The sequence below is a fragment of the Erwinia persicina genome (assembly GCF_019844095.1).
GTDB lineage: Bacteria > Pseudomonadota > Gammaproteobacteria > Enterobacterales > Enterobacteriaceae > Erwinia > Erwinia persicina.
In genome coordinates, this window is the sequence record NZ_CP082141.1 from 2997873 (window position 1) to 3019308 (window position 21436).

Here is a 21436-nt window from a genome sequence, read left to right on the forward strand (position 1 = left end):
GCACCGCCAGGCGTCTCCTGGCGGGGATGTATTTTATTCAGTCCTGCATGACATTTTGCCAGGAAGAAAACGTGCGCAGCCAGCCCTCAACGGCAGAGGCCGAAGCTACGCATACCAAAATGGAAATGGTTAGCATGGGCCGCGTTATAATCCGGCCCCAGTGCGGTGCCAAACAGCGGGCAGCTACTGGCAAAGACAGCGTGCAGCCAGCGGCCACGGTCGCTCTCTTCTGACCAGTGATTGAGCACGCTGATACGCCTGCCGTTTTGCAAACGAAACCCACTGATATCCCAGGCTTCCGCCGTGGCATGTTCACTTAACCTTCCCTGGGCGCGATGGTAAATATTCCGGCAGGCGAAGCTGCCAAAGTGATCGATACGCACCAGTGGTGAGCCCAGTTCGCTGGCAGCGAGCGGTTTCAGCGTCTGTGTGACCATCATGGTGCTGCTGACGGCCAGCGCACAACTGCTGAGAAAGGAGCCGCTAAGCGTCACATCGCCGAAGCGCGTGATTCTGACCGGGTCGACGAGGGGGCACTGGCCACTCTGCGAACCCGGGCGGGTAAAACTGATGTAGCCTTTCGCCTGGGCCTGCTGCAGTACAGCCAGGCAGGCGTCAGGATCGGAGGCCAACTGCTTTAGCTTATAGCGCGTCACCAGCGTCGGCGCATCGGTCACGGACAGCGGCCTAAAGGGATCCCACTGCGGGGGTAATTCAGGCAGGATGACTTTTACCCCTCCCCAACAGAGCAGAAGCACGATCCCCAGCAAGATTAATCGCTTCATCTCCCCCTCCAATGATTAAACCAACAAGCGCAGCCGGGTTTTTAAGCAAGCAATGCACACTAAACGCAGTTTAGCTGCAATTTTGCTTTCTCAGCCCGTTTTTTACGTTAAGCTCTTGATCGTACTAACCTCAACAACATCAGACATCAGAAAAGCCATCAGAGCTTTCGTCTCATCAACACACGACAGGAAATCCGTAATGGTTGATCAATCAAAAGAGGCCGTTGCCTCCGCAGACGAGCCGGTATCGCTCCAGCGTAATTTGCATAATCGTCATATTCAGCTTATCGCCATCGGCGGGGCTATCGGTACGGGTCTGTTTATGGGATCTGGAAAAACCATTAGCCTCGCCGGACCGTCAATCATCTTCGTCTATATGATCATCGGTTTTATGCTGTTCTTCGTGATGCGGGCGATGGGTGAGCTACTGCTTTCCAATCTGGAATATAAATCGTTCAGCGACTTTGCCGCCGATCTACTGGGTCCATGGGCAGGTTATTTCACCGGCTGGACTTACTGGTTCTGCTGGGTGGTCACCGGCATTGCCGACGTTGTTGCCATCAGCTCTTATTTTCAACTCTGGTTCCCGGACTTCTCGATATGGATGAGCGCCCTGCTCTGTATCGTCGTGTTCCTGACGCTGAACATTGCCACGGTAAAACTGTTCGGAGAGATGGAGTTCTGGTTCGCGATTATTAAAATCGTCGCCATCGTGGCGCTGATCGCCACTGGCATTGTGCTGGTAGCGATGCACTACCCTTCACCAGGTGGCGGTACGGCATCGCTCAGTAATATCTGGGATCACGGCGGCATGTTCCCGAAAGGGTTAAGCGGCTTCTTTGCCGGCTTCCAGATTGCGGTGTTTGCTTTTGTCGGCATTGAACTGGTGGGTACCGCCGCGGCGGAAACACATAATCCGAGAACCGTACTGCCGCGTGCGATTAATGCCATTCCACTGCGTATTATTATGTTTTACGTGCTGTCGCTGATGGTGATCATGGCTGTCACGCCGTGGAATCAGGTCGTAGCGGATCGCAGCCCGTTTGTTGAAATGTTCGTGTTGATTGGTTTACCGGCAGCGGCCAGTATCGTTAACTTCGTGGTGCTGACATCAGCAGCCTCATCCGCCAACAGCGGTATCTTCTCCACCAGCCGTATGCTCTATGGCCTGGCGCAACAGGGCGTCGCGCATCGTCGCTTTGGTCTGCTATCACGCCGTGCGGTGCCGACTACGGGCCTGTTCTTCTCCTGCCTTTGTCTGTTGGGTGGCGTCGCGCTGATTTACCTGATCCCTAACGTGATGACCGTATTCACCCTTGTCACCACGGTATCAGCGATCCTGTTTATGTTTGTCTGGACGATTATTCTCTGTTCCTATCTTGCCTACCGTAAGAAGCATCCGGAACGTCACGCTGAGTCAGCCTATAAGATGCCGCTGGGCAAGTTTATGTGCTGGGTTTGTATGGCCTTCTTTGCCTTCGTGCTGGTGCTCTTAACGCTGGAGGAGGATACCCGTCAGGCACTGATGGTCACCCCACTGTGGTTTATCCTGCTGGCTGTGGGCTGGTTCCTGCGCAAACGTAAAACCGCCTAATCAAAACGGGTCAGATTCCCTCCTGGCCCGCTTCGTTTTTAAAAACGCGACCACAGCTTATGCAACGCCTGCCCTAACGGCGGGCGCTGTACACTGACTCTCTCCGGTTTAAACGGCCCGTTTTTTAACGGTTCCGGCCCCAGATCAAACGTAAAACTGTAATTCGGTTCTTCCCCCATCCTCAGATCAGTAATGGTAATATGCTCACCCACCCGCTTCATGGCATAAAAACCCCGGCTGAACCACGCCACGCGCTGCACATACCAGTTAGTGCTGAACTGCTGGTACAACGCCCTTCCATTATCGTGCTTCGTCAACGCCAGGGGGTGATCGGCATTGAGCAGGGAATAAAACCCCTCCTGATAATGATCGGCGGTCATCACCACGACACGCCACTGGAGTGTATTAAAGGCAGTGGGTGTCACCAGCAACCGCAACACGCGTTCTTCCCGCTGGGCCAGCTGTTGCTCAATCTGATGCGTCACCCACCCCTGCGCCACCATGCTCCACAGCAGATAGAGGCTACTCAGCCCCAGTCCCAGGCTGTTCCAGCGGTAGCCACGGGTTTGTCGCCAAACGAGGGCGGCAATCACCCCGACCAACAGGGGCAGCGTATACAGAGGGTCGATAATAAACATACTGCCGATAGCAAAAGGCCTATCGGTAAAAGGCAGCGCTAGCTGGGTACCATATACGGTTGTCAGGTCAAGTAACGGATGGGTGATCAACGCCAGCCATACTGCCCCCCACCAGCGGGGAAACATTTGTGGCTGACGGCACAGGCGCGACACCAGCCAGCCCAGAGCGGGGGAAACCAGCGTCAGCCAGAAGAGTGCATGACTCTCGGTCCGGTGCAGAGTCATATTACGGATGGCATCGCCATGATCAATAAAGACATCAAGGTCGGGGAGCGTGCCACACACGGCCCCGACGGTAACGGCCTGCCATACCGGAACCTTGCGTCCCATGACCGCGACGGCCACTGAGGCTCCAAGTAAAAATTGTGAAACAGAATCCATCATCCTTTCCTGTGTGTCACTGGCGTTAGCGTACGCGGATACCTTCAATCACCATGCGCTGGACATTGTCGACCGTCTGGTTAAAGAAAGACTCATCGTTCAGGGTCTGTCCGGTGATCGCCTCCACCTGGGTAGCAAAATCCGCATAGTGCTGAGTGGTTGCCCACAGCATAAAAATAAGATGGTTCGGCTGCACAGCGGCCAGTTTGCCCTCCTGCACCCAGGTTTCGATCACCGTCGCCTTATCTTCAACCAGATGACGTAAATCGCCGGCAAGTTCAGCTTTCAGCAACGGAGCCCCCTGCAGCATCTCCATGCAAAACAGGCGTGAAGCCTGAGGATGATCGCGGGACACTTCCAGCTTCAGACGGATATAGTCACGTATCGCTTCAAGCGGATGCTGGTCATGGCGCAGAGCGCGCAGCGGAGCCAGCCAGACGTCCAGCAGGTCTTTCAGTACCGCGATATAGAGCTCTTCTTTTGAGGGGAAGTAATAAAGCAGATTGGTTTTGGACACATCAGCACGCTCAGCCACTTTATCCAGGCTGGTGCCGTGAATGCCAAACTGCGAAAAATATTCCAGGGCCGCAGAAAGAATAGCGGAACGCTTTGCTGCCACCGCACGCGAACGCCGCGTCGGGGTTTTAGCCGGTAATTTATCAGCTGACTTCACCGTGACTCCATGATCCATGTGGGGTGCGGGGATGATAACAAATCACCTGGCGCATACCTAATCACGCGCATGCACTTTTATTGACCATCCCTGCCTGCTTTCCGTGCACCTTTTTTACCAACTGGTCTGAAATGGACCCTTCAGTCCAGCCTGAATCAATAATAAAAAACCAACCTCCTGTATTTTTTGCATTTTTTTAAAGTGGCACAGCGTTTGCAATCCAATCTGTAGCGCCGCTTCAATGGAAAGTGCGGGAAGCACGGCAGCGCCGGGGTTTGCACTTTCACTTACGCAGAGGATGACTTATGAAAATTGGTGTTTTTATCCCTATCGGTAACAACGGCTGGCTGATCTCCAACAATGCGCCCCAGTACATGCCGACCTTTGAACTCAACAAAGCCATCGTACAGAAAGCCGAGCACTATCATTTCGACTTCGCGCTGTCGATGATCAAACTGCGTGGCTTCGGTGGCAAAACGGAGTTCTGGGATCATAACCTGGAATCCTTCACGCTGATGGCCGGGCTGGCTGCCGTCACCTCGCGCATTGAAATTTATGCGACGGCCGCCACCCTGACGCTGCCGCCAGCGATTGTAGCCCGCATGGCATCCACCATCGATTCCATCTCCGGCGGTCGCTTCGGCGTCAACCTGGTCACTGGCTGGCAGAAACCGGAATATGATCAGATGGGACTGTGGCCCGGCGATGAATATTTCTCGCGTCGCTACGACTACCTCACTGAATACGTCAGCGTACTGCGCGATTTATGGGGCAACGGTAAATCCGACCTCAAGGGTGAATTCTTCACCATGAACGACTGCCGCCTCAGTCCGCAGCCACAGAAGCCGATGAAGGTGATCTGTGCCGGCCAGAGCGACGCGGGCATGGAATTTTCAGCAAAACACGCCGACTATAACTTCTGCTTTGGCAAGGGCGTGAATACCCCGACGGCATTCGCTCCGACAGCGGCACGCATGAAGAGTGCGGCAGATGCGCAGGGGCGCGATGTCGGTTCCTATGTTCTGTTTATGATCATCGCCGATGAAACCGACGAGGCCGCACGGGCGAAATGGGAACACTACAAGGCAGGTGCCGATGAAGATGCTCTGTCGTGGCTGACCACACAGAGTCAACAGGATAAACGCTCCGGCAGTGATACCAACGTACGCCAGATGGCCGACCCGACGTCCGCCGTCAACATCAATATGGGCACTCTTGTCGGTTCTTATGCGAACGTTGCGCGCATGCTGGACGACGTGGCCACGGTGGAGGGGACGCAGGGCGTGCTGCTGACCTTTGATGACTTCCTGCAGGGTATTGAAAACTTTGGTGAGCGCATTCAGCCGCTGATGCAGTGTCGCGCAGGAATTATTGAAGCTGCGCGGGAGGTGGCGTAATGACTCATAAACCGGCCGTGGTCTGTTCTACCACCTCAACACATCACACCCTCACCCTGCCCGCTCGTCCGGAGGCCATTGTCTTCCCACCGGAACAGACGGCCCTGATTGTCGTTGACATGCAAAACGCCTATGCGACACCCGGTGGCTACCTTGATCTGGCCGGCTTTGACGTGTCGGCGACCCGCCCGGTGATCGATCGGATTAACGTGGCAGTGAACGCCGCACGCGCCGCCGGTATTCAGGTGATCTGGTTCCAGAATGGCTGGGACGATCAGTACGTTGAGGCGGGAGGCCCCGGCTCACCGAACTGGCATAAGTCAAATGCCCTGAAAACCATGCGCCAGAATCCGGAACTTCAGGGCACGCTGCTGGCAAAAGGCGGCTGGGACTATGAACTGGTGGATCAGCTAACGCCACAGCCGGGTGATATTGTGCTGCCAAAACCGCGCTATAGCGGCTTCTTCAATACCGCACTGGACAGCATGTTACGTAGCCGGGGCATCCGACATCTGGTCTTTACCGGAATTGCGACCAATGTCTGTGTCGAATCAACGCTGCGGGATGGCTTCTTCCTGGAGTATTTCGGCATTGTCCTGGAGGATGCGACTTACCAGGCTGGCCCGCAATTTGTCCAGCAGGCAGCGATATTCAATATCGAAACCTTCTTTGGCTGGGTCTCTGACGTCGGTAGCTTCTGTCACGCACTGCAAACCGAACACGCAGCCATCCCCCAGACAGCTTAACCCTGGCTGATTTAACGGAGAACAGTTATGCCAAAAACCATTATCACCCCGCCGGGCACGGGTATCCCGATTGCCCCCTTTGTTCCCGGCACGCTGGCGGACGGCGTGGTGTACGTGTCCGGTACCCTGCCATTTGATAAAGATAATAACGTGGTTCATGTCGGCGATGCTGCCGCGCAGACCCGTCACGTGCTGGAAACCATCAAAAGCGTCATTGAAACGGCAGGCGGCAAAATGGAAGACGTCACCTTCAATTCCATTTTTATTACCGACTGGCAGCACTACGCGGCGGTGAATGCGGTCTATGCCGACTATTTTCCGGGGGAAAAACCGGCCCGTTTCTGCATTCAGTGCGGGCTGGTAAAACCCGATGCGCTGATTGAAATTGCCAGCGTGGCCCATATCGGAAAATAAGGCGTTCACTATGCATATTGAGCTGTCAGGCCGGGAGGATCCCGGAGCAAGAACCGTCGTGCTAGCTGCCGGACTCGGTGGACTGGGAAGCTTCTGGCTGCCGCAGATGAATGAACTGCGCCGGGCGTTTCGCGTGGTGGTTTATGACCAACGCGGCACCGGCCGCAGCCCGGATGTCCTGCCGGAAGGCTACAGTATGCGGGACATGGCCGCTGAGCTGGCCTCACTGCTGGAACAGCACCATATTCATCAGTTCGATATTATTGGCCATGCGCTCGGTGGCATGATTGCCCTGCAACTGGCGCTGGACTATCCGCAACGCGTAACGCGACTGGTGCTGGTGAACAGCTGGCTAAAACTGGATGCCCATACACGTCGTTGCTTTCGCGTGCGGCAGGATCTGCTGATGAATGTCGGGGTTGAGGCATTTGTCCGCGCCCAGCCTCTGTTTCTCTACCCTGCAGACTGGCTGTCAGAAAATCAGGCACGCATTGAAGCGGAAGACACCCTGCACGCCGCGCACTTTCAGGGGATGGATAATCTCCTGAAGCGACTCCACGCGCTGATGGCCTGTGACTTCAGCGATCGTGCCGGCCACATCACCCAGCCGGTGCTGCTGCTCTGTTCTGGTGATGACCTGCTGGTGCCCTGGACTTGTTCTGAGCGGCTCCTGGCCGCGCTGCCTGATGCCACCCTTCACCGCATGAGCTGGGGTGGGCACGCCATGAGCGTCACCGACAGTGCCACATTTAACCCCCTACTGATGAGCTGGCTGCAGGGCAGCCGTCTCGTCGTCCACACCACTGACAGGGAGCCACTATGGCAGACGCGCTGAACACTTCCGCCCTCGACACGCTCTTTACTCAGGCGCGGACTTACAACGGCTGGCAGGATCGTACCGTGACTGACATGCAGCTGCAGGAAATTTATGACCTGGTGCGCATGGCACCTACATCAGCAAACTGCAGCCCGGCACGATTCTTTTTTGTCCGCAGCGCAGAGGCCAAAGCCCGTCTTAAGCCCACGCTTTCCAGCGGAAACCTTGAGAAAACCATGACGGCGCCGGTAACAGCTATCGTTGCCTGGGACCCGCAGTTTTACGACAGGCTGCCAGAACTGTTCCCCCATGCCGATGCACGCGCGTGGTTCACCAGCAGTCCGGCGCTGGCGGAAGAGACCGCTTTTCGCAACAGTTCCATGCAGGCGGCTTATCTCATTGCGGCCTGTCGCGCACTCGGGCTCGATACCGGCCCGCTGTCTGGCTTTGACCGGTCAGCGGTCGATGCTGCCTTTTTTGCCGGCCTCGGCTGGAAAAGCAATCTGTTAGTCAACATCGGCTACGGCGACCGGACGAAGGTATATACCCGCCTGCCACGCCTTAATTTTTCCACTGCCTGCGTGATTGAATAAGGAGCGCCTATGACACTTGCCACCCCTCCTGCTACTCCGGTTAGTGGTGTAGAGAAACCGCTGTTCCGTGATGCCATGGCGCGTCTGGGGGCTGCCGTCAATATCATCACCACTGACGGCCCAGCCGGACGGGCCGGGTTTACCGCCTCGGCGGTATGCAGTGTGACCGACACGCCTCCCACCCTGCTGGTGTGCCTGAATCGTTCTGCATCAGTGTATGACATCTTCCTGGAAAACAGGCAGCTCTGTGTGAATACGCTGGCAGCCGGGCATGAAGCGTTATCCACACTGTTCGGGGGTAAAACCCCCATGGATCAACGTTTTGCTGCGGCCAGCTGGTCAACGCTGGCCACCGGTTCCCCGATATTAAGCGATGCGCTAGCGTCATTTGACTGTGTTGTCACTCAAGTGATGAGCGTGGGCACCCACGACATTCTGATCTGCGAAGCACAGGCACTGGTTTTCAACGACAGCAGTCATGGTCTGATTTGGTTCGATCGCAGTTACCATCCGTTAACCCAACGCAGTTTCTGATTTTTCATGTAGTGCTCACACTCTGGAGATATCGATGGCAACGTCCTGGTTCCCGAAATGGTCGAAAACGACGGCATCCGCAACAGGTATCGTCGCACCTGATGAAACACTGCCCGCAGGGCAAACGATCGTCATGGGCTTGCAGCATGCGGTAGCAATGTTTGGCGCTACGGTGCTGATGCCCCTGCTGATGGGCCTGGATCCGAACCTGTCGATCCTGATGTCGGGCGTGGGTACGCTGCTGTTCTTTCTGATCACAGGAGGACGCGTGCCAAGCTATCTGGGCTCCAGTGCAGCGTTTGTCGGGGTGGTGATTGCCGTCACCGGTTTTAACGGCCAGGGTCTGAACCCTCATCTCAGCGTCGCCCTCGGCGGAATTATCGCCTGCGGCCTGGTTTACACACTGATCGGTTTTGTGGTGATGAAAGCAGGTACGCGCTGGATTGAAAAGCTGATGCCGCCGGTAGTGACCGGTGCCGTCGTGATGGCCATTGGCCTCAATCTGGCCCCCATTGCCGTTCGTGGCGTCTCCGCCTCCATGTTCGACAGCTGGATGGCAGTAATGACGGTGCTGTGTATAGGCGTTGTGGCAGTGTTTACCCGGGGCATGGTGCAGCGCCTGCTGATCCTGGTCGGGCTGATTGCCGCCTGGGCCATTTATGCCCTGCTGACTAATGGCCTTGGTCTGGGTAAACCCGTTGATTTTAGCCTGCTGGCCAGCGTCCCCTGGTGGGGTATGCCGCAAATCACCTCCCCCACCTTCAGTAGCCAGGCGATGGTGATGATTGCTCCGGTCGCAGTGATTCTGGTCGCGGAAAATCTGGGGCACATTAAAGCGGTTGCCGGTATGACCGGGCGCAGTCTCGACCCGTATATGGGCCGGGCGTTTGTCGGTGACGGAGTGGCGACCATGCTCTCCGGCAGCGTAGGCGGTAGCGGCGTCACCACATACGCGGAGAATATCGGCGTGATGGCGGTGACCAAAGTCTATTCTACGCTGGTGTTTGTCGCAGCGGCGATCATTGCCATGGTGCTGGGCTTCTCGCCGAAGTTTGGTGCATTAATTCACACCATTCCCGGCCCGGTCATTGGCGGGGCCTCGATTGTCGTTTTCGGCCTGATTGCAGTCGCCGGGGCGCGCATCTGGGTTCAAAACCATGTCGATCTTAGCCTGAATGGAAACCTGATTATGGTGGCCGTTACGCTGGTGCTGGGTGCAGGGGATTTTGCGCTGAAAATCGGTAGCTTCACCCTCGGCGGGATTGGTACGGCGACCTTCGGCGCGATTTTACTCAATATGCTGCTCAGCTATAAACGCATCAGGCCATTAACCGAACAGAGCCCGGTACGTGAGAATAGCTGAACTGTTTTGTGTCAGGGGCCGGCCAGGCCCCTGCATCTAGGCCTGAGAAGACTTTTCCGCCGCCGTTTTTTTCCGCTTCAGCTTCATTTCACTGATCAGCACCCCCACGACGATCAGCGCCCCGCCAAGCAGGGCGATAGCAGGCAGCCTTTCCCCGGCGATACGGCCGACGATACCCGCCCACACGGGTTCACCCGCATAAATCACCGTTGCGCGCGTCGGTGAAACGCTGCGTTGCGCCCAGTTCATTGTCACCTGAATGAGTGCGCTGGCCATCCCGAGGCCCACGGCGCTGTAGAGCAGATAGGGGCTGAACGACGGCACCGTCTCACCGTTAGGGGCCATCATGATAAAACCAAATACTGACGCCGCCGCCAGCTGGATCACCGTGACACGCTGGACATTGACTTTCCCGGCGCTGGCCCCAATCAGAATAATTTCCGCCGCAATCGCCAGCGTGCTCAGCAGGGTGGCGATTTCGCCTGCGTTGAGCGCCAGCTCACCACTTTCCGGGCCAGCCAGCAGCAGCAGGCCGCCGAATGCCAGCACGATCCCGACCCATGACATCAGACCCGGCATCCGGCCAAGGAAAACCCACTGTAAAATGGGCACCAGCGGCACATACAGCGCCGTAATAAACGCCGATTTACTGCTGGAAATGGTTTGCATGCCGTAGGTCTGCAGCCCGTAGCCGAGGCCAATCGCCAGCCCTATCAGCGTACCGGCTTTGATCTCGTACCAGGTCACGCCGCGCAACACGCGCCAGGAGATGACGCCCAGCAGCAGCGCAGCGGTGGCAAAGCGTACACCGATAAAAAAGAAGGGCCCACTGACGGTCATGGCATGATGGACGGCCAGGAAGGTCCCGCCCCAGACCATCGTAATGAAGATCAGCACCCCCTCCTGGGGATTCACTGCAAACTTATAACGTGAGAAAAAACCTGACATCAGAGCACTCTGCTGAAAATTTGGCGTCAGTGTGCTGGGTTAGCTGCGGAGGGTCAAGCGCTGTGCGTGGGTTCAGTCTGCACCGCCGGAAAACCCGGCGGTGGGCAGCCTGCCGGGTTATTCCCCGTCTTCCGTTTTACTTTTACTGCCACGACTGTTTCGGCCGCCTTTTTCCCCGGCGACGGAGGCGCGCTTAGGGTCATTTTTAAAATTCCCCCCGCTGACCTTCCCGCCTTTACGCCCCGCTTCTGATGCTCTTTGACGGTCTTCAGCGAAATTTCCAGATCCACCACGATGTTCTGCCATTTCCTACCTCCGAATAGTTAAGACATCATTCTGCATGGTGCCCGTTCACGCGGTGATGAACCGGGCACGATGGCAACACACGCTGCCGTCTGCCACCTGATTAAGCGTAGTGTATCCCGCAGGGGATGTGCTCTTGCTGCCCGATCCCTGTGCAGAGGAGAGAGGAACATGCTGATTTTACCGCTTAATTTTTATTAATGGATTGTGGCAAAAAATGGGGTAACTGGTGATTTCTCAGGCAAATGCCGCGCTCACCACGGACAGTTCCCTTCCACTCTTCTATACTGATAAATCACTTAAATAACGGACGACATCAACCCCAGGAGAGCATTATGGCGACACAACAATCGAAAGCGCATCACGTTGGCGAATGGGCCAGTCTTCGCAACACCTCCCCCGAAATTGCCGAAGCCATTTTTGAGGTCGCAGACTATGACGAGCGGCTGGCTGAAGAGATCTGGGTGCAGCAGGGGAGTGACGAGGTGCTGTTACGTGCCTTTGAAAAAACCGATGCCGATGTCCTGACATGGGACAATAAGGTGGTTGAACGTAAGAACGTCTGACACAACGGCGGGCAGCAAGGCCCGCCCTGTTATTCAGCCCGGTGAGACTCGTCCGAGAACCGAAACGCCCCGCATTCTGTCGACTACCCTTAGTACCGGGTTAACAGATGACAGCCAGAACCCGGCTGATTACTGACACTATCTAAAGGAGGCATCATGCCGTACCAGACGATTAATCCCGCAAGTAATAAGCTGATCAAATCCTGGTCAGACCACAGCGACAGCCAGATTGAACAGGCACTGGCCACGGCTGACGCACTGTATCACTCTGACTGGTCAAAGGGGGCCATGCAGCCCCGTCTGCAGGTGCTGAAAAAGCTGGCAGACCTGATTGACAGCCGTGTTGACGAACTGGCTGAAGCCGCCAGCGTTGAGATGGGCAAACTCATTGAACAGAGCCGGGGTGAAGTGCAACTGTGCGCTCAGATCGCCCGCTACTATGCCGAAAACGCAGAGCGTTTTCTTGCACCAACCCCCTACCCCACAGAGCTGGGCGAGGCGTGGGTTGAGAATCACCCCATTGGTGTACTGGTTGCCGTTGAGCCGTGGAATTTCCCTTTCTACCAGCTGATGCGCGTACTGGCACCGAACCTCGCCGCCGGTAATCCGGTTCTGGCGAAGCATGCGCAGAACGTTCCGCACTGCGCCACCCTGTTTGAATCACTGGTGACGGAAGCCGGGGCTCCTCAGGGGGCATGGACAAATCTCTTTGCCAGTAACGATCAGGTCGCCACACTGATTGCCGATGACCGTGTGCAGGGGGCAGCATTGACCGGCTCCGAACGTGCGGGCAGCGCCGTTGCACAGCAGGCGGGCAAATACCTGAAAAAAACCACCCTTGAGCTGGGCGGTAATGACGTGTTTGTGGTGCTGGACGACTGCGACCTGGATAAAGCCGTTAAAGCAGGTGCAGGGGCGCGTCTGAGTAACTGCGGTCAGGTCTGTACGGCCGCCAAGCGTTTCCTCGTTCACGAAAAAGTGGCCGATCGCTTTATCGAAAAAATGACCGAAACGTTCAAAGCTGCAAAAATCGGTGACCCGCTGGATGCCAGCACCACCCTTGGCCCGCTGTCGTCGGCAGAGGCACGCGACAGCCTGCACAAACAGGTTGAGCAGGCGAAGGAGAAAGGCGCGAAAGTGCTGTTGGGCGGCGCGCCGGTTCCGGGCGACGGCTGTTTCTATCAGCCAACCATCCTGACCGGGATCACGCGCGATAATCCTGCCTACTTCGAGGAGTTCTTTGGCCCCGTTGCACAGATCTACATCGTGAAAGACGATGATGAAGTGGTGAAACTGGCCAACGATTCGCACTATGGGCTGGGCGGTGCGGTCTTTACTCGTGATATCAACCGCGGTAAAGCCCTGGCTTCACGTATTGAAACCGGAATGGTGTATATCAATTCCGCGACCAATACGGCCGCAGAACTGCCGTTCGGCGGTGTGAAACGTTCAGGCTACGGCCGTGAGCTTTCCGATCTGGGCATCAAAGAGTTCGTGAACCAGAAGCTGGTGGTGGTGAGTAAGGATTAAGCGCATGACGGGTAGCCCCGGGGATCGCCCGGTGGCTTAACGTGCTGACAAAAAAAGGGGTGACCGGTTAACCGGTCACCCCTTTTTCGATTTGAATGCAGAACCGCCATCAACGGCGGCCCCGATCCCTTAGTTTGTCGCAGGCTGCGCCGCCGGTTTGGCCGGTGCCGCACTGCCAGCGGCGGCCTTATCGGCCTTCGCTTTCTCTGCACTGGCTTTCTCTGCAGCGGCTTTATCCTTTGCCTCCTGCTCAGCCGCGGCCTTATCCGCTGCCGCTTTATCCTTCGCTGCTTTATCGGCTGCAGCCTTATCGGCGGCGGCTTTCTCGGCAGAAGCTTTTGCCTGAGCGGCTTTGTCCGCTGCGGCCTGGTCTGCGGCGGCTTTATCAGCCAGCGTTTTATTGACAACCGCTTTTTCGTCAGCGGGTTTCGCTGCCGGTGTGGCTGCGGCCGCTGGTGCCTGCTCTGCCACCTGCAGTGGCGTACCCTGCAGGGACTTATTCAGCACCTGCGTGAACTGATCCCATGAACAGAAACCGTTAGCATCGGTCGGGCAGCCGGCCATTTGCAGCGTTACACGCTTTGGTGGGTTGTCCAGCGACAGCACTTCCGCATCACGCAGCTGGCTTGAGGTCTGATAGACATATTCAACCTTAACCAGTTCGCGATCGTTTTTCTTGTCGTGCCAGCGCTGGAACTGGATCATACCGCCAATCGGCGTCTGCTCATTTTGTCCCGGCAGATCGTAAGGTTTGAAATCCAGCGCCGTCAGCAGCGAAGCGATATTCGAATCATGCCCCACCATCAGTGTCACTTTCGGCGCGCTGGCTTTATCCTGGTCGACGAGCAGGCTTCGGATATAATCCACCAATGGCGCCGCGACCTCACGGGCTACGACCGGAGAAGTAAACAGCGTGTCCTGATAACCGTTTTTAATCGCCGCCAGCTCTTTCCACTGTTCAGGGGTTTTAATTTGTCCCCAGGCGACCTGTTCCATCGGGAACCCTTCGTAATACTGCAGCGTAAAAGCATCGACCAGCGAATTACCGACTTTTAACGGGCCGGAGACGTTTGGCTCTTTGCCATTATCAGCACTGAATTTGTTCTGGTTAGAGCTCAGGTCACACTGTTTTTTGCCATCACAGGCTGGCGAATTTTTATAATCAATGATTTTTTCCAGACGCTGGAAAGCCGGTTTCAACGCCAGCTTTTCGCCTTCGCCGTTGATGGCGGTCAGCGCCTGTTTATTGAAGTCTTCGCTGTCGTTGGTGATCACCGGATTAAAGACCGGATCCATGGTGCCCATCTCGTCCTGGTGAGAAACGGCGATATCACAGCCGGGGAATGCGCCCGTGATAAAGAACTGCGCGGTCGCCACCGTCCGTTGCAGGCTGTTGGCGTAGGCATAGATGTCATCCGGTGCCGGACACTCTCCGTCTTTTACCAGCCCCTGCTGTGCCAGCCATTCACGGGTATAACGGCCCATGTAAACTTCCAGTACGCCCCCTTTGGTGGTCAACTGCCCGCCGGGTACGTCCCACTTAGGCCAGGCCTTTTTAGTCGCCTGTGCCAGTACGCTGCCATTGTCAGCTAACGGAGCACGCAGGTTATGGCGGCTCATCATCAGGACTTGCTCAAGCTGATAATCACCATCAGCGGCCCAGGCAGGAACCCCGGAAAGTGCGGAGCAAACGGCCAGCGCACAGAGACTAAACTTTTTGATCATATGTATATTCCATTGATTCAAGGGGTGAACGTACCGGGCATAGTATGCAGCGCAAGAGCGTGCCGTGCATCAACGCTGACTCACCACAACCCCACTCAGAGTGCAACGTCAGCGCATTGCCTGACGTCAGAACAGGCAGTCAATCATTCATGAGAATATAGCAGACTCTGACCCCGACGGTTTAGTGGCTTCAGGCGATTGAAAAGAAACAAGATGTTTTTAGGAATGCTCTAATCACCCGTTCTGCCAGAAAATAGCAGGAAAGGAGCGAAAACTGAAGGATAAGAATGATAATCGTCCTGCCTTTCACCGGCGTTATAAATACTCCACCGTAAATAACACCTGCGCCTGAAAGCGCCCGGTGCTGACCACCGGCGAACGTGCTTTCAGCACCGTCGTAAAATGGAGCTGATTATCCCCTTCATTAAGCCGCTGCCAGGCCACGGGCTGATTATTACGTACCGGTTGACCGTTTCGATCGCGCAGTTCAATGCCCACCGTCGTGTTCCCCTCCCCCACAGAAAACAGCCCGTCCGCATATGATGTCCCCTGAAAAATCACCCGTACCTGGTTCTTCTGCAATGTGTGGCACCGGGCCAGCGCCAGATAAAATTCCCTCACTGGTGACGGATGGCCGTTTTGCAACGCCGCAGAACTGATATCACCGAAATTGACCTCAATGCTCCCGGCACCCGGCGCCAGAGAACAGGGAGCATCCACGACCACGCCGGACAGGGTTATTTTTCCGTAACCGTTCTCTGCCGCCTGGCTGCTTAACGCCAGCACGAATAGCCCTGCGAAGATAGCCGCGTACTTCATGATCTCTCCCTGTCCGAAGGTGACGAATAAAATAACCAGTGATAAAGCTCCAGATTCTTTTGCATTCCCAGCTTGAGCATGACCGAACGTTTGTAGGTGCTGATGGTTTTTGGGTGCAGCGCCATACTGCTGGCAATCTGATGCGGCGTTAAGTGAACGCGCATATGTGCGATAAACGTTTTTTCCTGCGGTGTCAGGCGGTCTTCTTTGAGTGATCGCGGATCGATAACCGTGATCAGACTGTCCTTCTCCGGGATCAACTGATGCAACAGGCTGGCGAGGCGTGCCAGTGGCAGCCGCCGATGGAGATGTGTTACCGGGTAGCCCTGCAGACTTTCTGGCAGCGTTCGAAAGCCCCGTTCACCGGAGTCATGAACCACCAGCAGCTGGCTTTTTGTGGTTAATCGCCGCGCATACTGTTGCGAGGCACAAAGCGAGACGGCGTCCATTCCGGTCATCAGAAGATCAATTTTTGTCACCTGTCGGACAGACAGCCTGATGATGACCTGAGAATAGTGAGATTGCAGAAAACGCAGGACGCCATCCGCAAAATAGCGGTCGTGGTCAAACATCATCAGCGTCAGACTGCGGGGATCAGACATCGTATTTTCCTTAATCCGGGAGAATGATACGCGCTTACAGCAGGCTCATAACCAGCACCGCTGTGGCGCTGAAAGGCCCTGTGGCGACGTCTTCGCGATTCGACCTCACCAGAGCGAAGGTGAAATCGTCCCCCCCGATCCCATTGATGATCTGGCTGTTAATACTCTCGAAGGGACGTATTCGTTTTCCCTGATGGTAAATTTCCACCCCCAGGTCAGGGTTAGTGGTTTTAATGGCATTAGCGGAAAAAGAGCTGGCCTCTGCAGAGAGCGTCATTTTTATTGCCCAACTGCGGGTGTCTTTACACTGATAGGGAATATGCACGTCACGGCGAAACGGCGTGACGCTGGCACTCTGAGCGATTTCATTGCGTGCGACATAACCAAAGTCCACGTTGATATCCTGCCCCTGATTAATCGCGCAGGTGCCAGACGTGTAGTACGCATCATTCGCAGCGATGACGCGCCAGTTTGCGGTAAAAACGCCCCCGGCTGGCGTACTCCATTTATATAGCTGCATACTGGCCACGACCGTGCCGGCCTTGATCAGTACGCCTCGCCCCGGGTTATCTTTAAGCTGATAAAAGGCTTTCAGTTGTAGATCGTGCCAGCCACCATCGCGAAGCGTATACACCGTTATTGCTGAACCGATCGGATTCAGGTAGCGCTGGCCGTTAACCTCAACACCGCTGTTAAAAGAGGCATCCAGCGCCGTGTTATAGGTTCCCGCATTCAGCCGCATATAATCGACGTAAATGGAAGGATCCGTATTCCGGCAGGTGAAATACTGCGCCAGGTCGAACACCACCACGTCGCCAATCATAATTTCCGGTGACAGATTGACCGTGACGTCAATATTGCGCTGACCAACGGCGTCGAAGGCTTTACCGTCACGCTTATCAATACAGGAAAAAGCCAGTGCTTTCGCGGGCAGCAGCAGGACAACCAGCCAGAACAGCAGCCGTCTCATGGCTGTTCAGCGGCCGCACAGACCGCTCCCCGACAGTGGAAGGCCAGCGTTGAGCGTCCGCCGAAGTCATTGACATATTGCAGCATCGGTTCATCCCCCAGTGCGGCTGCACTTCCCCCGAGCGTGGCGTTGCTGAATGGTGCCACCATCACCGGCTCAAAACCGCTTATCGTCTCTTCTGCCTGATGCCGTCGGGCATCAATAAGGGTAATGAAGTAGCCGGTCGGGTTGTACACCTGGTAGTGGTCGCCTTTCCGCGCCAGCGTCACCTGCTGCTGGATCAGGGTCGTGAGCTCATTGGATGAACGCTGTAACGTCGCAGGCCGGTAAAATAATTTTATTTTGGTCTGCAGCGCAATTTGCAGCGTATTGGGCTGGTCAGATCGCGGCGGAATTTCCCGCAGATTAAAATAAAACAGTGACTCTCTGTCCTGAGCCAGTAAATTCACCGGCGGCAAGGACTGAATTTTTATCTGACTTTTGTCACCGGCTTCAATTCGCTGCACCGGCGGCAAAACAGTGAAAGGGGAATTTATCTTTCTGCCCTGTTGATCTTCAATCCACCCCTGGGCCAGATAGGGCAGTTGATGACTTTCATTCGCTATCGTCAGACTGACGGACGGAGTTTTCGCCTCCACAATAATGCGCGTACGATCGAGTGAAACAGCCGCCGTAGCGGATAACGAGCAAAGGACAACAATGGCCGCCGTGGAAAACGTCACTGCCGCTGAGATGGAGATAAGTTTCATGATTTTAACTCTCTGATTATTGATGTAACACGCCTTCTGCCGCCGGTGCAGGCTGGCGCACGCAGGGCAGCAGCAAAGCGGACAACGCACGATCGTTCAGCGCCGGTATGACAATCTGACACTGCGGTTTTCCGCCCCAGTGAACCGTCATCGATTCTCCTGACGCCATCCCACTCAGATACACAGCCCCGTTGTCGGCCACCAACCCGACATCCTGCTGCCGCGCATTTAGTACCTGTGCGCCGAACGGCGGCGAGGTGCCGTTTTCAAGGCGGATCATCGCCATGGCTTTCACGCCCGCCACCACGGAAAACTGGCGATAGCCAATCGCCCCGTCGGTCAGCGTGGCGCTGACAATAGATGAGGTCACTTCGGCGTTATCCGGAAGTCGGTTAATATCAATACCGATCTGGTTACGGTAATAACTGCTGATATCGGAAATAACCGCTGTGCCACGACCATTGCTGTAAACCACTCCCCCGCTGGCTCTGATGGGAATACCCGCCACGCCGTCGGTATCAACAAGCAAGCGTGTTCCTCCCGGCGTGTTTTGCCGGTGCAGCGCGATGCCTTTACGTGTGGCCGTTATTCCGCCCTTCAGCGTTGCGCCAATCGCCTGATAATGATCCTGCTGAACGTTAAGGCTGCCGGTGAGCTGCCCGCTATTGCCGTCATGCAGGTAATATCCCGACAGAACCTGATGGTCATTTGTGGTTCCAGCGCTCAGGCTGTAACTGTCGTTATTCTCCAGCGTCTGGTAGTAGTTGAGCTGCTGACTGCGATTGTTTCGCCCGCCCGACCCGCTATAGCTGACCGTACTGCGATTGCCAAACGGCAGAGACAGAGACAGATACACACCCCGGTCACGGACCTGGTTATAACGGTTGGACCAGCCTGAGAGTGAGAGACTGATATTTTTCCACTGCATGACATCGAGATAGCGTGACAGGGCCAGGCTATAGCGTTCACTTTCAGGCCTGTCCCAGTAAGTCTGTCGGTTGTAGCTGAACTGCGCACTGGCAGCCAGCGCCGGCAGGTCCTGTGCCAGCGTGATGGTGTACATTTCACGACTGTTACTGTGGCTCTGTCTGTCACCCGCGTTTCCGGCGTCAAGGTACTCTTCCATCGTCATAAACTGCCGCTCTGAGAAGCGGTAACCGGCAAACGTGACCTGGCTTCCGTAATCATCGAAGCGTTTTGAATAACTCAGCCGGTAGGCATTCCCCTGCCGGTTTTCTCCCCAGGGTAAACGGGCGACGGAATGGGTAACGTCGAATGACATTGCCCCCAGTACCAACAGGTCTCGACCCACGCCACTGGCCAACGACTGATAGTGCTCACTGGCGATAGCCCCGCCGTACAGTGACCAGCCGTTATTGACTCCCCACGAAAATTCACCGCTGATGAATTCGGGCCCGTTGGTACGATGCTGCCAGTTAACAGGCCGCCCCAGTGCCATTTTGTAACGCACCTGGCCCGGACGCGTAAGATAAGGCACCGAGGCGGTATTCAGCGTAAAGGTCTGGACGGTTCCATCCTGCTCCTCCACGCGAACGTTGAGTTCACCCAGTACCGCATCATCGATGTCCTGGATACGAAACGGCCCTGCAGCCACCTGGGTCTGATAAAGCACCCGTCCCTGGTGCATTACCACCACACGGGCATTCGTCCGTGCCACACCGGTAATTTCCGGCGCATAGCCTCGCAGATTAGGCGGCAGCATATTGTCATCGGTAATCACGCTGGCCCCCGCAAAGCGGAAGCTGTCAAAAATATCGGAGGTCAGATAGTCCTCACCCACCACCAGCCGGGCACCAAGATGAGGAAGCGCGCGCCCGGCGTAATAACGCGTCCAGTCAAAGCGACTGCGGGTGGTGCCATCCAGTGAGTCACGACGCCCCTGCCAGCTGGCACGCAGACGCCATGGCCCCAGATTGGCTCCGGTCACCCCCGTACCGCTCAGACTACGCTGTTCACCTGCATGTTGGGTAAACCGCGCCTGACTGGTCAGATTGTAATCAAATAACACGCCCGGTATCCCTTCATCCCAGCGTGACGGCGGATCCCAGGTGGCTGACTGGTACTCCAGAAAGGCCTGTGGCACGCTGAGCGTCAGCGTCGAGTCCGATAGCGATCCGCTTGCCTGCATCCCTTTCAGACTGCGAATATCGAGGCACTGGCCGTCATGCCACCACCTTAAATCCTCCGCCCGCGCCGGTCGCAGGCCCAGCTCAGAGACCAGCTGCGCGTTGAGACAGGGTTCGCTGCTGTCAGGCCGTGCCTCCGGTACAAAAAAATCCACCGTGCGAGCGGAAAGCGGCTCGTTATTCAACCGGATGTTCATCGGATAGCGGCCCGGCATGATGTAACCCTTCTGCGTAAAACGAGAGATATCGATATTCTGCCGGTCATCGACATCAAACAGGTCGGTATTAAACTGAACGCGATCGGCCCGGGCTGTCTGTTCTGCCATATCCAGAGAAAGAAAAATGGAAACGGCCACTATCCCTGACCATTTTATTTTTGAGGTTAATTTTTCCATAATCCATTACCGGAGCGACGTATGTTTTGGCGTGAAGGCATCAAGCCCTTATACAGGCCGGGACAACCGTCCCGGCCTGATCGCTCATTATGGATAGGCAAGGGTAAAGTTAGTGACCGCTGTGAATGCACCGGTACCCACAGCAACCGGATCATCGGTCGTACCATCCCCTTTCAATGCCGCAGTAAATTGCAGCGTATTGCTGCCAGCATTGATATTTTGCGCGGCGGTCGCCGTACCCAGCTCGATTTTTTTACCGCTACCATCCCGCAACAAAATACTGGCTCCGGTTGCCTCTCCCGTTATCCCCAGACGACCATCCACACCCGCTTTCCCGGTAAATGTCGCCGTAACCGTTTTCTTCGTACTGTTATCACAGTTCTGTAAGTCAATAGTAAATGGAACGGCTGTTTGCTCTCCGCCGTTGGCCAGCAGAGTATTTGATACCTGACCCAGCGGTATTTTTTGATCGTCAACGTTAGGTGCAATAGAACAAGGGGCATTAACGATGGAACCATAAAAAGTGACTTTCCCGCTCCCTTCGTCCGCGGCATTAGCTACGCCGGAGGCAGAAAAAGCAAAAAGTGAAACAATAGCAATTTTTTTAATTTCCATTTAGAAGTCCTTGATTTTATCTTTTTACCGAATGCGTGTTTACCACGACGTCCCACCAATCATTTTTCAAACGATCGCCAGGCCCATTGCAGGTATTCCTTAGTGAAGCCACGCCATCCTAAAGAGATTAAA

General features: G+C 55.6%; 22 protein-coding genes. 10 read left to right on the top strand and 12 right to left on the bottom strand.

Translation table 11 applies throughout. From position 1 onward, the window contains the following. Positions 1–86 precede the first annotated feature (86 nt). On the bottom strand, positions 87–785 hold the full coding sequence (locus K6L24_RS13750; RefSeq protein ID WP_137268882.1) for an extensin-like domain-containing protein: 699 nt from the start codon (positions 783–785) through the stop codon (positions 87–89). A 199-nt stretch (positions 786–984) separates the two neighbouring features. Between K6L24_RS13750 and cycA the strand changes: the two genes are divergently transcribed. Beyond that, entirely contained in the window at positions 985–2379 is a 1395-nt protein-coding gene (cycA, locus tag K6L24_RS13755) for a D-serine/D-alanine/glycine transporter (RefSeq protein ID WP_222681568.1), read from the top strand. A gap of 38 nt (positions 2380–2417) precedes the next feature. Here the strand turns inward: cycA and K6L24_RS13760 are convergent, their stop codons facing one another. Together K6L24_RS13760 and rutR are read right to left on the bottom strand one after the other, a co-directional pair. Next, entirely contained in the window at positions 2418–3398 is a 981-nt protein-coding gene (locus tag K6L24_RS13760; RefSeq protein WP_222682333.1) for a metal-dependent hydrolase, read from the bottom strand. Positions 3399–3423: 25 nt separating this feature from the next. Then, positions 3424–4089, bottom strand: coding sequence for an HTH-type transcriptional regulator RutR (gene rutR, locus K6L24_RS13765; RefSeq protein ID WP_062743804.1), 666 nt, complete (start codon positions 4087–4089; stop codon positions 3424–3426). A 287-nt stretch (positions 4090–4376) separates the two neighbouring features. Between rutR and rutA the strand changes: the two genes are divergently transcribed. The 7 genes from rutA to rutG are packed head-to-tail and all read left to right on the top strand — an operon-like array spanning position 4377 to position 9935. After that, positions 4377–5468, top strand: a complete 1092-nt coding sequence (gene rutA, locus K6L24_RS13770; RefSeq protein WP_222681569.1) for a pyrimidine utilization protein A — start codon at positions 4377–4379, stop codon at positions 5466–5468. After that, a complete protein-coding gene (gene rutB, locus K6L24_RS13775; protein ID WP_118664330.1) occupies positions 5468–6214 on the top strand; it encodes a pyrimidine utilization protein B in 747 nt (248 codons plus the stop codon). Before rutA ends, rutB begins: the two co-directional genes overlap by 1 nt. Before the next feature lie 27 nt (positions 6215–6241). After that, positions 6242–6628 (top strand): pyrimidine utilization protein C, encoded by a 387-nt coding sequence (gene rutC, locus K6L24_RS13780; RefSeq protein WP_062743807.1) that lies wholly within the window; start codon positions 6242–6244, stop codon positions 6626–6628. Between the two features lie 10 nt (positions 6629–6638). Then, positions 6639–7463 (top strand): pyrimidine utilization protein D, encoded by an 825-nt coding sequence (gene rutD / locus K6L24_RS13785; RefSeq protein WP_118664331.1) that lies wholly within the window; start codon positions 6639–6641, stop codon positions 7461–7463. Next, a complete protein-coding gene (locus K6L24_RS13790; protein WP_062743809.1) occupies positions 7448–8038 on the top strand; it encodes a malonic semialdehyde reductase in 591 nt (196 codons plus the stop codon). The genes rutD and K6L24_RS13790 overlap by 16 nt, the downstream gene beginning before the upstream one ends. A 9-nt stretch (positions 8039–8047) precedes the next feature. Further along, positions 8048–8572, top strand: coding sequence for an NADH-dependent FMN reductase RutF (gene rutF / locus K6L24_RS13795; RefSeq protein ID WP_118664332.1), 525 nt, complete (start codon positions 8048–8050; stop codon positions 8570–8572). Between the two features lie 34 nt (positions 8573–8606). Further along, positions 8607–9935: a pyrimidine utilization transport protein G gene (gene rutG / locus K6L24_RS13800; RefSeq protein ID WP_118664333.1), complete on the top strand. Its 1329-nt coding sequence runs from the start codon at positions 8607–8609 to the stop codon at positions 9933–9935. Positions 9936–9971: 36 nt separating this feature from the next. Here rutG and K6L24_RS13805 read toward each other — a convergent pair whose 3' ends face one another. Together K6L24_RS13805 and K6L24_RS13810 are read right to left on the bottom strand one after the other, a co-directional pair. Continuing rightward, positions 9972–10883, bottom strand: a complete 912-nt coding sequence (locus K6L24_RS13805; protein WP_062743812.1) for a DMT family transporter — start codon at positions 10881–10883, stop codon at positions 9972–9974. Positions 10884–11000: 117 nt separating this feature from the next. After that, positions 11001–11189, bottom strand: coding sequence for a con-10 family general stress protein (locus K6L24_RS13810; RefSeq protein WP_187509615.1), 189 nt, complete (start codon positions 11187–11189; stop codon positions 11001–11003). Positions 11190–11521: 332 nt separating this feature from the next. Here K6L24_RS13810 and K6L24_RS13815 point away from each other — a divergent pair, with 332 nt between their 5' ends. Next, positions 11522–11752, top strand: a complete 231-nt coding sequence (locus tag K6L24_RS13815; protein ID WP_062743814.1) for a YccJ family protein — start codon at positions 11522–11524, stop codon at positions 11750–11752. A 156-nt stretch (positions 11753–11908) separates the two neighbouring features. Further along, complete coding sequence (locus K6L24_RS13820; protein ID WP_222681570.1) at positions 11909–13282, top strand: NAD-dependent succinate-semialdehyde dehydrogenase; 1374 nt, start codon at positions 11909–11911, stop codon at positions 13280–13282. 129 nt (positions 13283–13411) lie between these two features. On the opposite strand, the gene agp is transcribed toward K6L24_RS13820, so the two are convergent. From agp to K6L24_RS13855, 7 genes are all read right to left on the bottom strand, one after another. Further along, entirely contained in the window at positions 13412–15007 is a 1596-nt protein-coding gene (gene agp, locus K6L24_RS13825) for a bifunctional glucose-1-phosphatase/inositol phosphatase (protein WP_062743816.1), read from the bottom strand. 315 nt (positions 15008–15322) lie between these two features. Further along, positions 15323–15826, bottom strand: coding sequence for a fimbrial protein (locus K6L24_RS13830; RefSeq protein ID WP_062743817.1), 504 nt, complete (start codon positions 15824–15826; stop codon positions 15323–15325). Then, on the bottom strand, positions 15823–16428 hold the full coding sequence (locus tag K6L24_RS13835; RefSeq protein ID WP_118664335.1) for a helix-turn-helix transcriptional regulator: 606 nt from the start codon (positions 16426–16428) through the stop codon (positions 15823–15825). Before K6L24_RS13835 ends, K6L24_RS13830 begins: the two co-directional genes overlap by 4 nt. 34 nt (positions 16429–16462) lie before the next feature. Continuing rightward, positions 16463–17398 carry a fimbrial protein gene (locus tag K6L24_RS13840; protein ID WP_191927162.1) on the bottom strand — a complete coding sequence of 312 codons (936 nt, stop codon included), beginning with the start codon at positions 17396–17398 and terminating at the stop codon, positions 16463–16465. Beyond that, positions 17395–18147 (bottom strand): fimbria/pilus periplasmic chaperone, encoded by a 753-nt coding sequence (locus K6L24_RS13845; protein WP_157075997.1) that lies wholly within the window; start codon positions 18145–18147, stop codon positions 17395–17397. The genes K6L24_RS13840 and K6L24_RS13845 overlap by 4 nt, the downstream gene beginning before the upstream one ends. A gap of 16 nt (positions 18148–18163) precedes the next feature. Next, positions 18164–20689 carry an outer membrane usher protein gene (locus K6L24_RS13850; RefSeq protein ID WP_137268891.1) on the bottom strand — a complete coding sequence of 842 codons (2526 nt, stop codon included), beginning with the start codon at positions 20687–20689 and terminating at the stop codon, positions 18164–18166. An 87-nt stretch (positions 20690–20776) separates the two neighbouring features. Beyond that, positions 20777–21304, bottom strand: a complete 528-nt coding sequence (locus K6L24_RS13855; RefSeq protein WP_062743821.1) for a fimbrial protein — start codon at positions 21302–21304, stop codon at positions 20777–20779. Positions 21305–21436: the final 132 nt, after the last annotated feature.

Excerpts from the sequence above, each read along its gene's own strand:
- K6L24_RS13805 (WP_062743812.1), bottom strand. The coding sequence starts at position 10,883 with ATGTCAGGTTTTTTCTCACGTTATAAGTTTGCAGTGAATCCCCAGGAG.
- rutB (WP_118664330.1), top strand. The coding sequence starts at position 5,468 with ATGACTCATAAACCGGCCGTGGTCTGTTCTACCACCTCAACACATCAC.
- K6L24_RS13820 (WP_222681570.1), top strand. The coding sequence starts at position 11,909 with ATGCCGTACCAGACGATTAATCCCGCAAGTAATAAGCTGATCAAATCC.
- rutF (WP_118664332.1), top strand. The coding sequence starts at position 8,048 with ATGACACTTGCCACCCCTCCTGCTACTCCGGTTAGTGGTGTAGAGAAA.
- rutR (WP_062743804.1), bottom strand. The coding sequence starts at position 4,089 with ATGGATCATGGAGTCACGGTGAAGTCAGCTGATAAATTACCGGCTAAA.
- rutA (WP_222681569.1), top strand. The coding sequence starts at position 4,377 with ATGAAAATTGGTGTTTTTATCCCTATCGGTAACAACGGCTGGCTGATC.
- rutC (WP_062743807.1), top strand. The coding sequence starts at position 6,242 with ATGCCAAAAACCATTATCACCCCGCCGGGCACGGGTATCCCGATTGCC.
- K6L24_RS13815 (WP_062743814.1), top strand. The coding sequence starts at position 11,522 with ATGGCGACACAACAATCGAAAGCGCATCACGTTGGCGAATGGGCCAGT.
- rutD (WP_118664331.1), top strand. The coding sequence starts at position 6,639 with ATGCATATTGAGCTGTCAGGCCGGGAGGATCCCGGAGCAAGAACCGTC.
- K6L24_RS13790 (WP_062743809.1), top strand. The coding sequence starts at position 7,448 with ATGGCAGACGCGCTGAACACTTCCGCCCTCGACACGCTCTTTACTCAG.
- K6L24_RS13855 (WP_062743821.1), bottom strand. The coding sequence starts at position 21,304 with ATGGAAATTAAAAAAATTGCTATTGTTTCACTTTTTGCTTTTTCTGCC.
- K6L24_RS13850 (WP_137268891.1), bottom strand. The coding sequence starts at position 20,689 with ATGGAAAAATTAACCTCAAAAATAAAATGGTCAGGGATAGTGGCCGTT.
- K6L24_RS13760 (WP_222682333.1), bottom strand. The coding sequence starts at position 3,398 with ATGGATTCTGTTTCACAATTTTTACTTGGAGCCTCAGTGGCCGTCGCG.
- K6L24_RS13750 (WP_137268882.1), bottom strand. The coding sequence starts at position 785 with ATGAAGCGATTAATCTTGCTGGGGATCGTGCTTCTGCTCTGTTGGGGA.
- K6L24_RS13830 (WP_062743817.1), bottom strand. The coding sequence starts at position 15,826 with ATGAAGTACGCGGCTATCTTCGCAGGGCTATTCGTGCTGGCGTTAAGC.
- K6L24_RS13835 (WP_118664335.1), bottom strand. The coding sequence starts at position 16,428 with ATGTCTGATCCCCGCAGTCTGACGCTGATGATGTTTGACCACGACCGC.
- cycA (WP_222681568.1), top strand. The coding sequence starts at position 985 with ATGGTTGATCAATCAAAAGAGGCCGTTGCCTCCGCAGACGAGCCGGTA.
- agp (WP_062743816.1), bottom strand. The coding sequence starts at position 15,007 with ATGATCAAAAAGTTTAGTCTCTGTGCGCTGGCCGTTTGCTCCGCACTT.
- rutG (WP_118664333.1), top strand. The coding sequence starts at position 8,607 with ATGGCAACGTCCTGGTTCCCGAAATGGTCGAAAACGACGGCATCCGCA.
- K6L24_RS13840 (WP_191927162.1), bottom strand. The coding sequence starts at position 17,398 with ATGAGACGGCTGCTGTTCTGGCTGGTTGTCCTGCTGCTGCCCGCGAAA.
- K6L24_RS13810 (WP_187509615.1), bottom strand. The coding sequence starts at position 11,189 with ATGGCAGAACATCGTGGTGGATCTGGAAATTTCGCTGAAGACCGTCAA.
- K6L24_RS13845 (WP_157075997.1), bottom strand. The coding sequence starts at position 18,147 with ATGAAACTTATCTCCATCTCAGCGGCAGTGACGTTTTCCACGGCGGCC.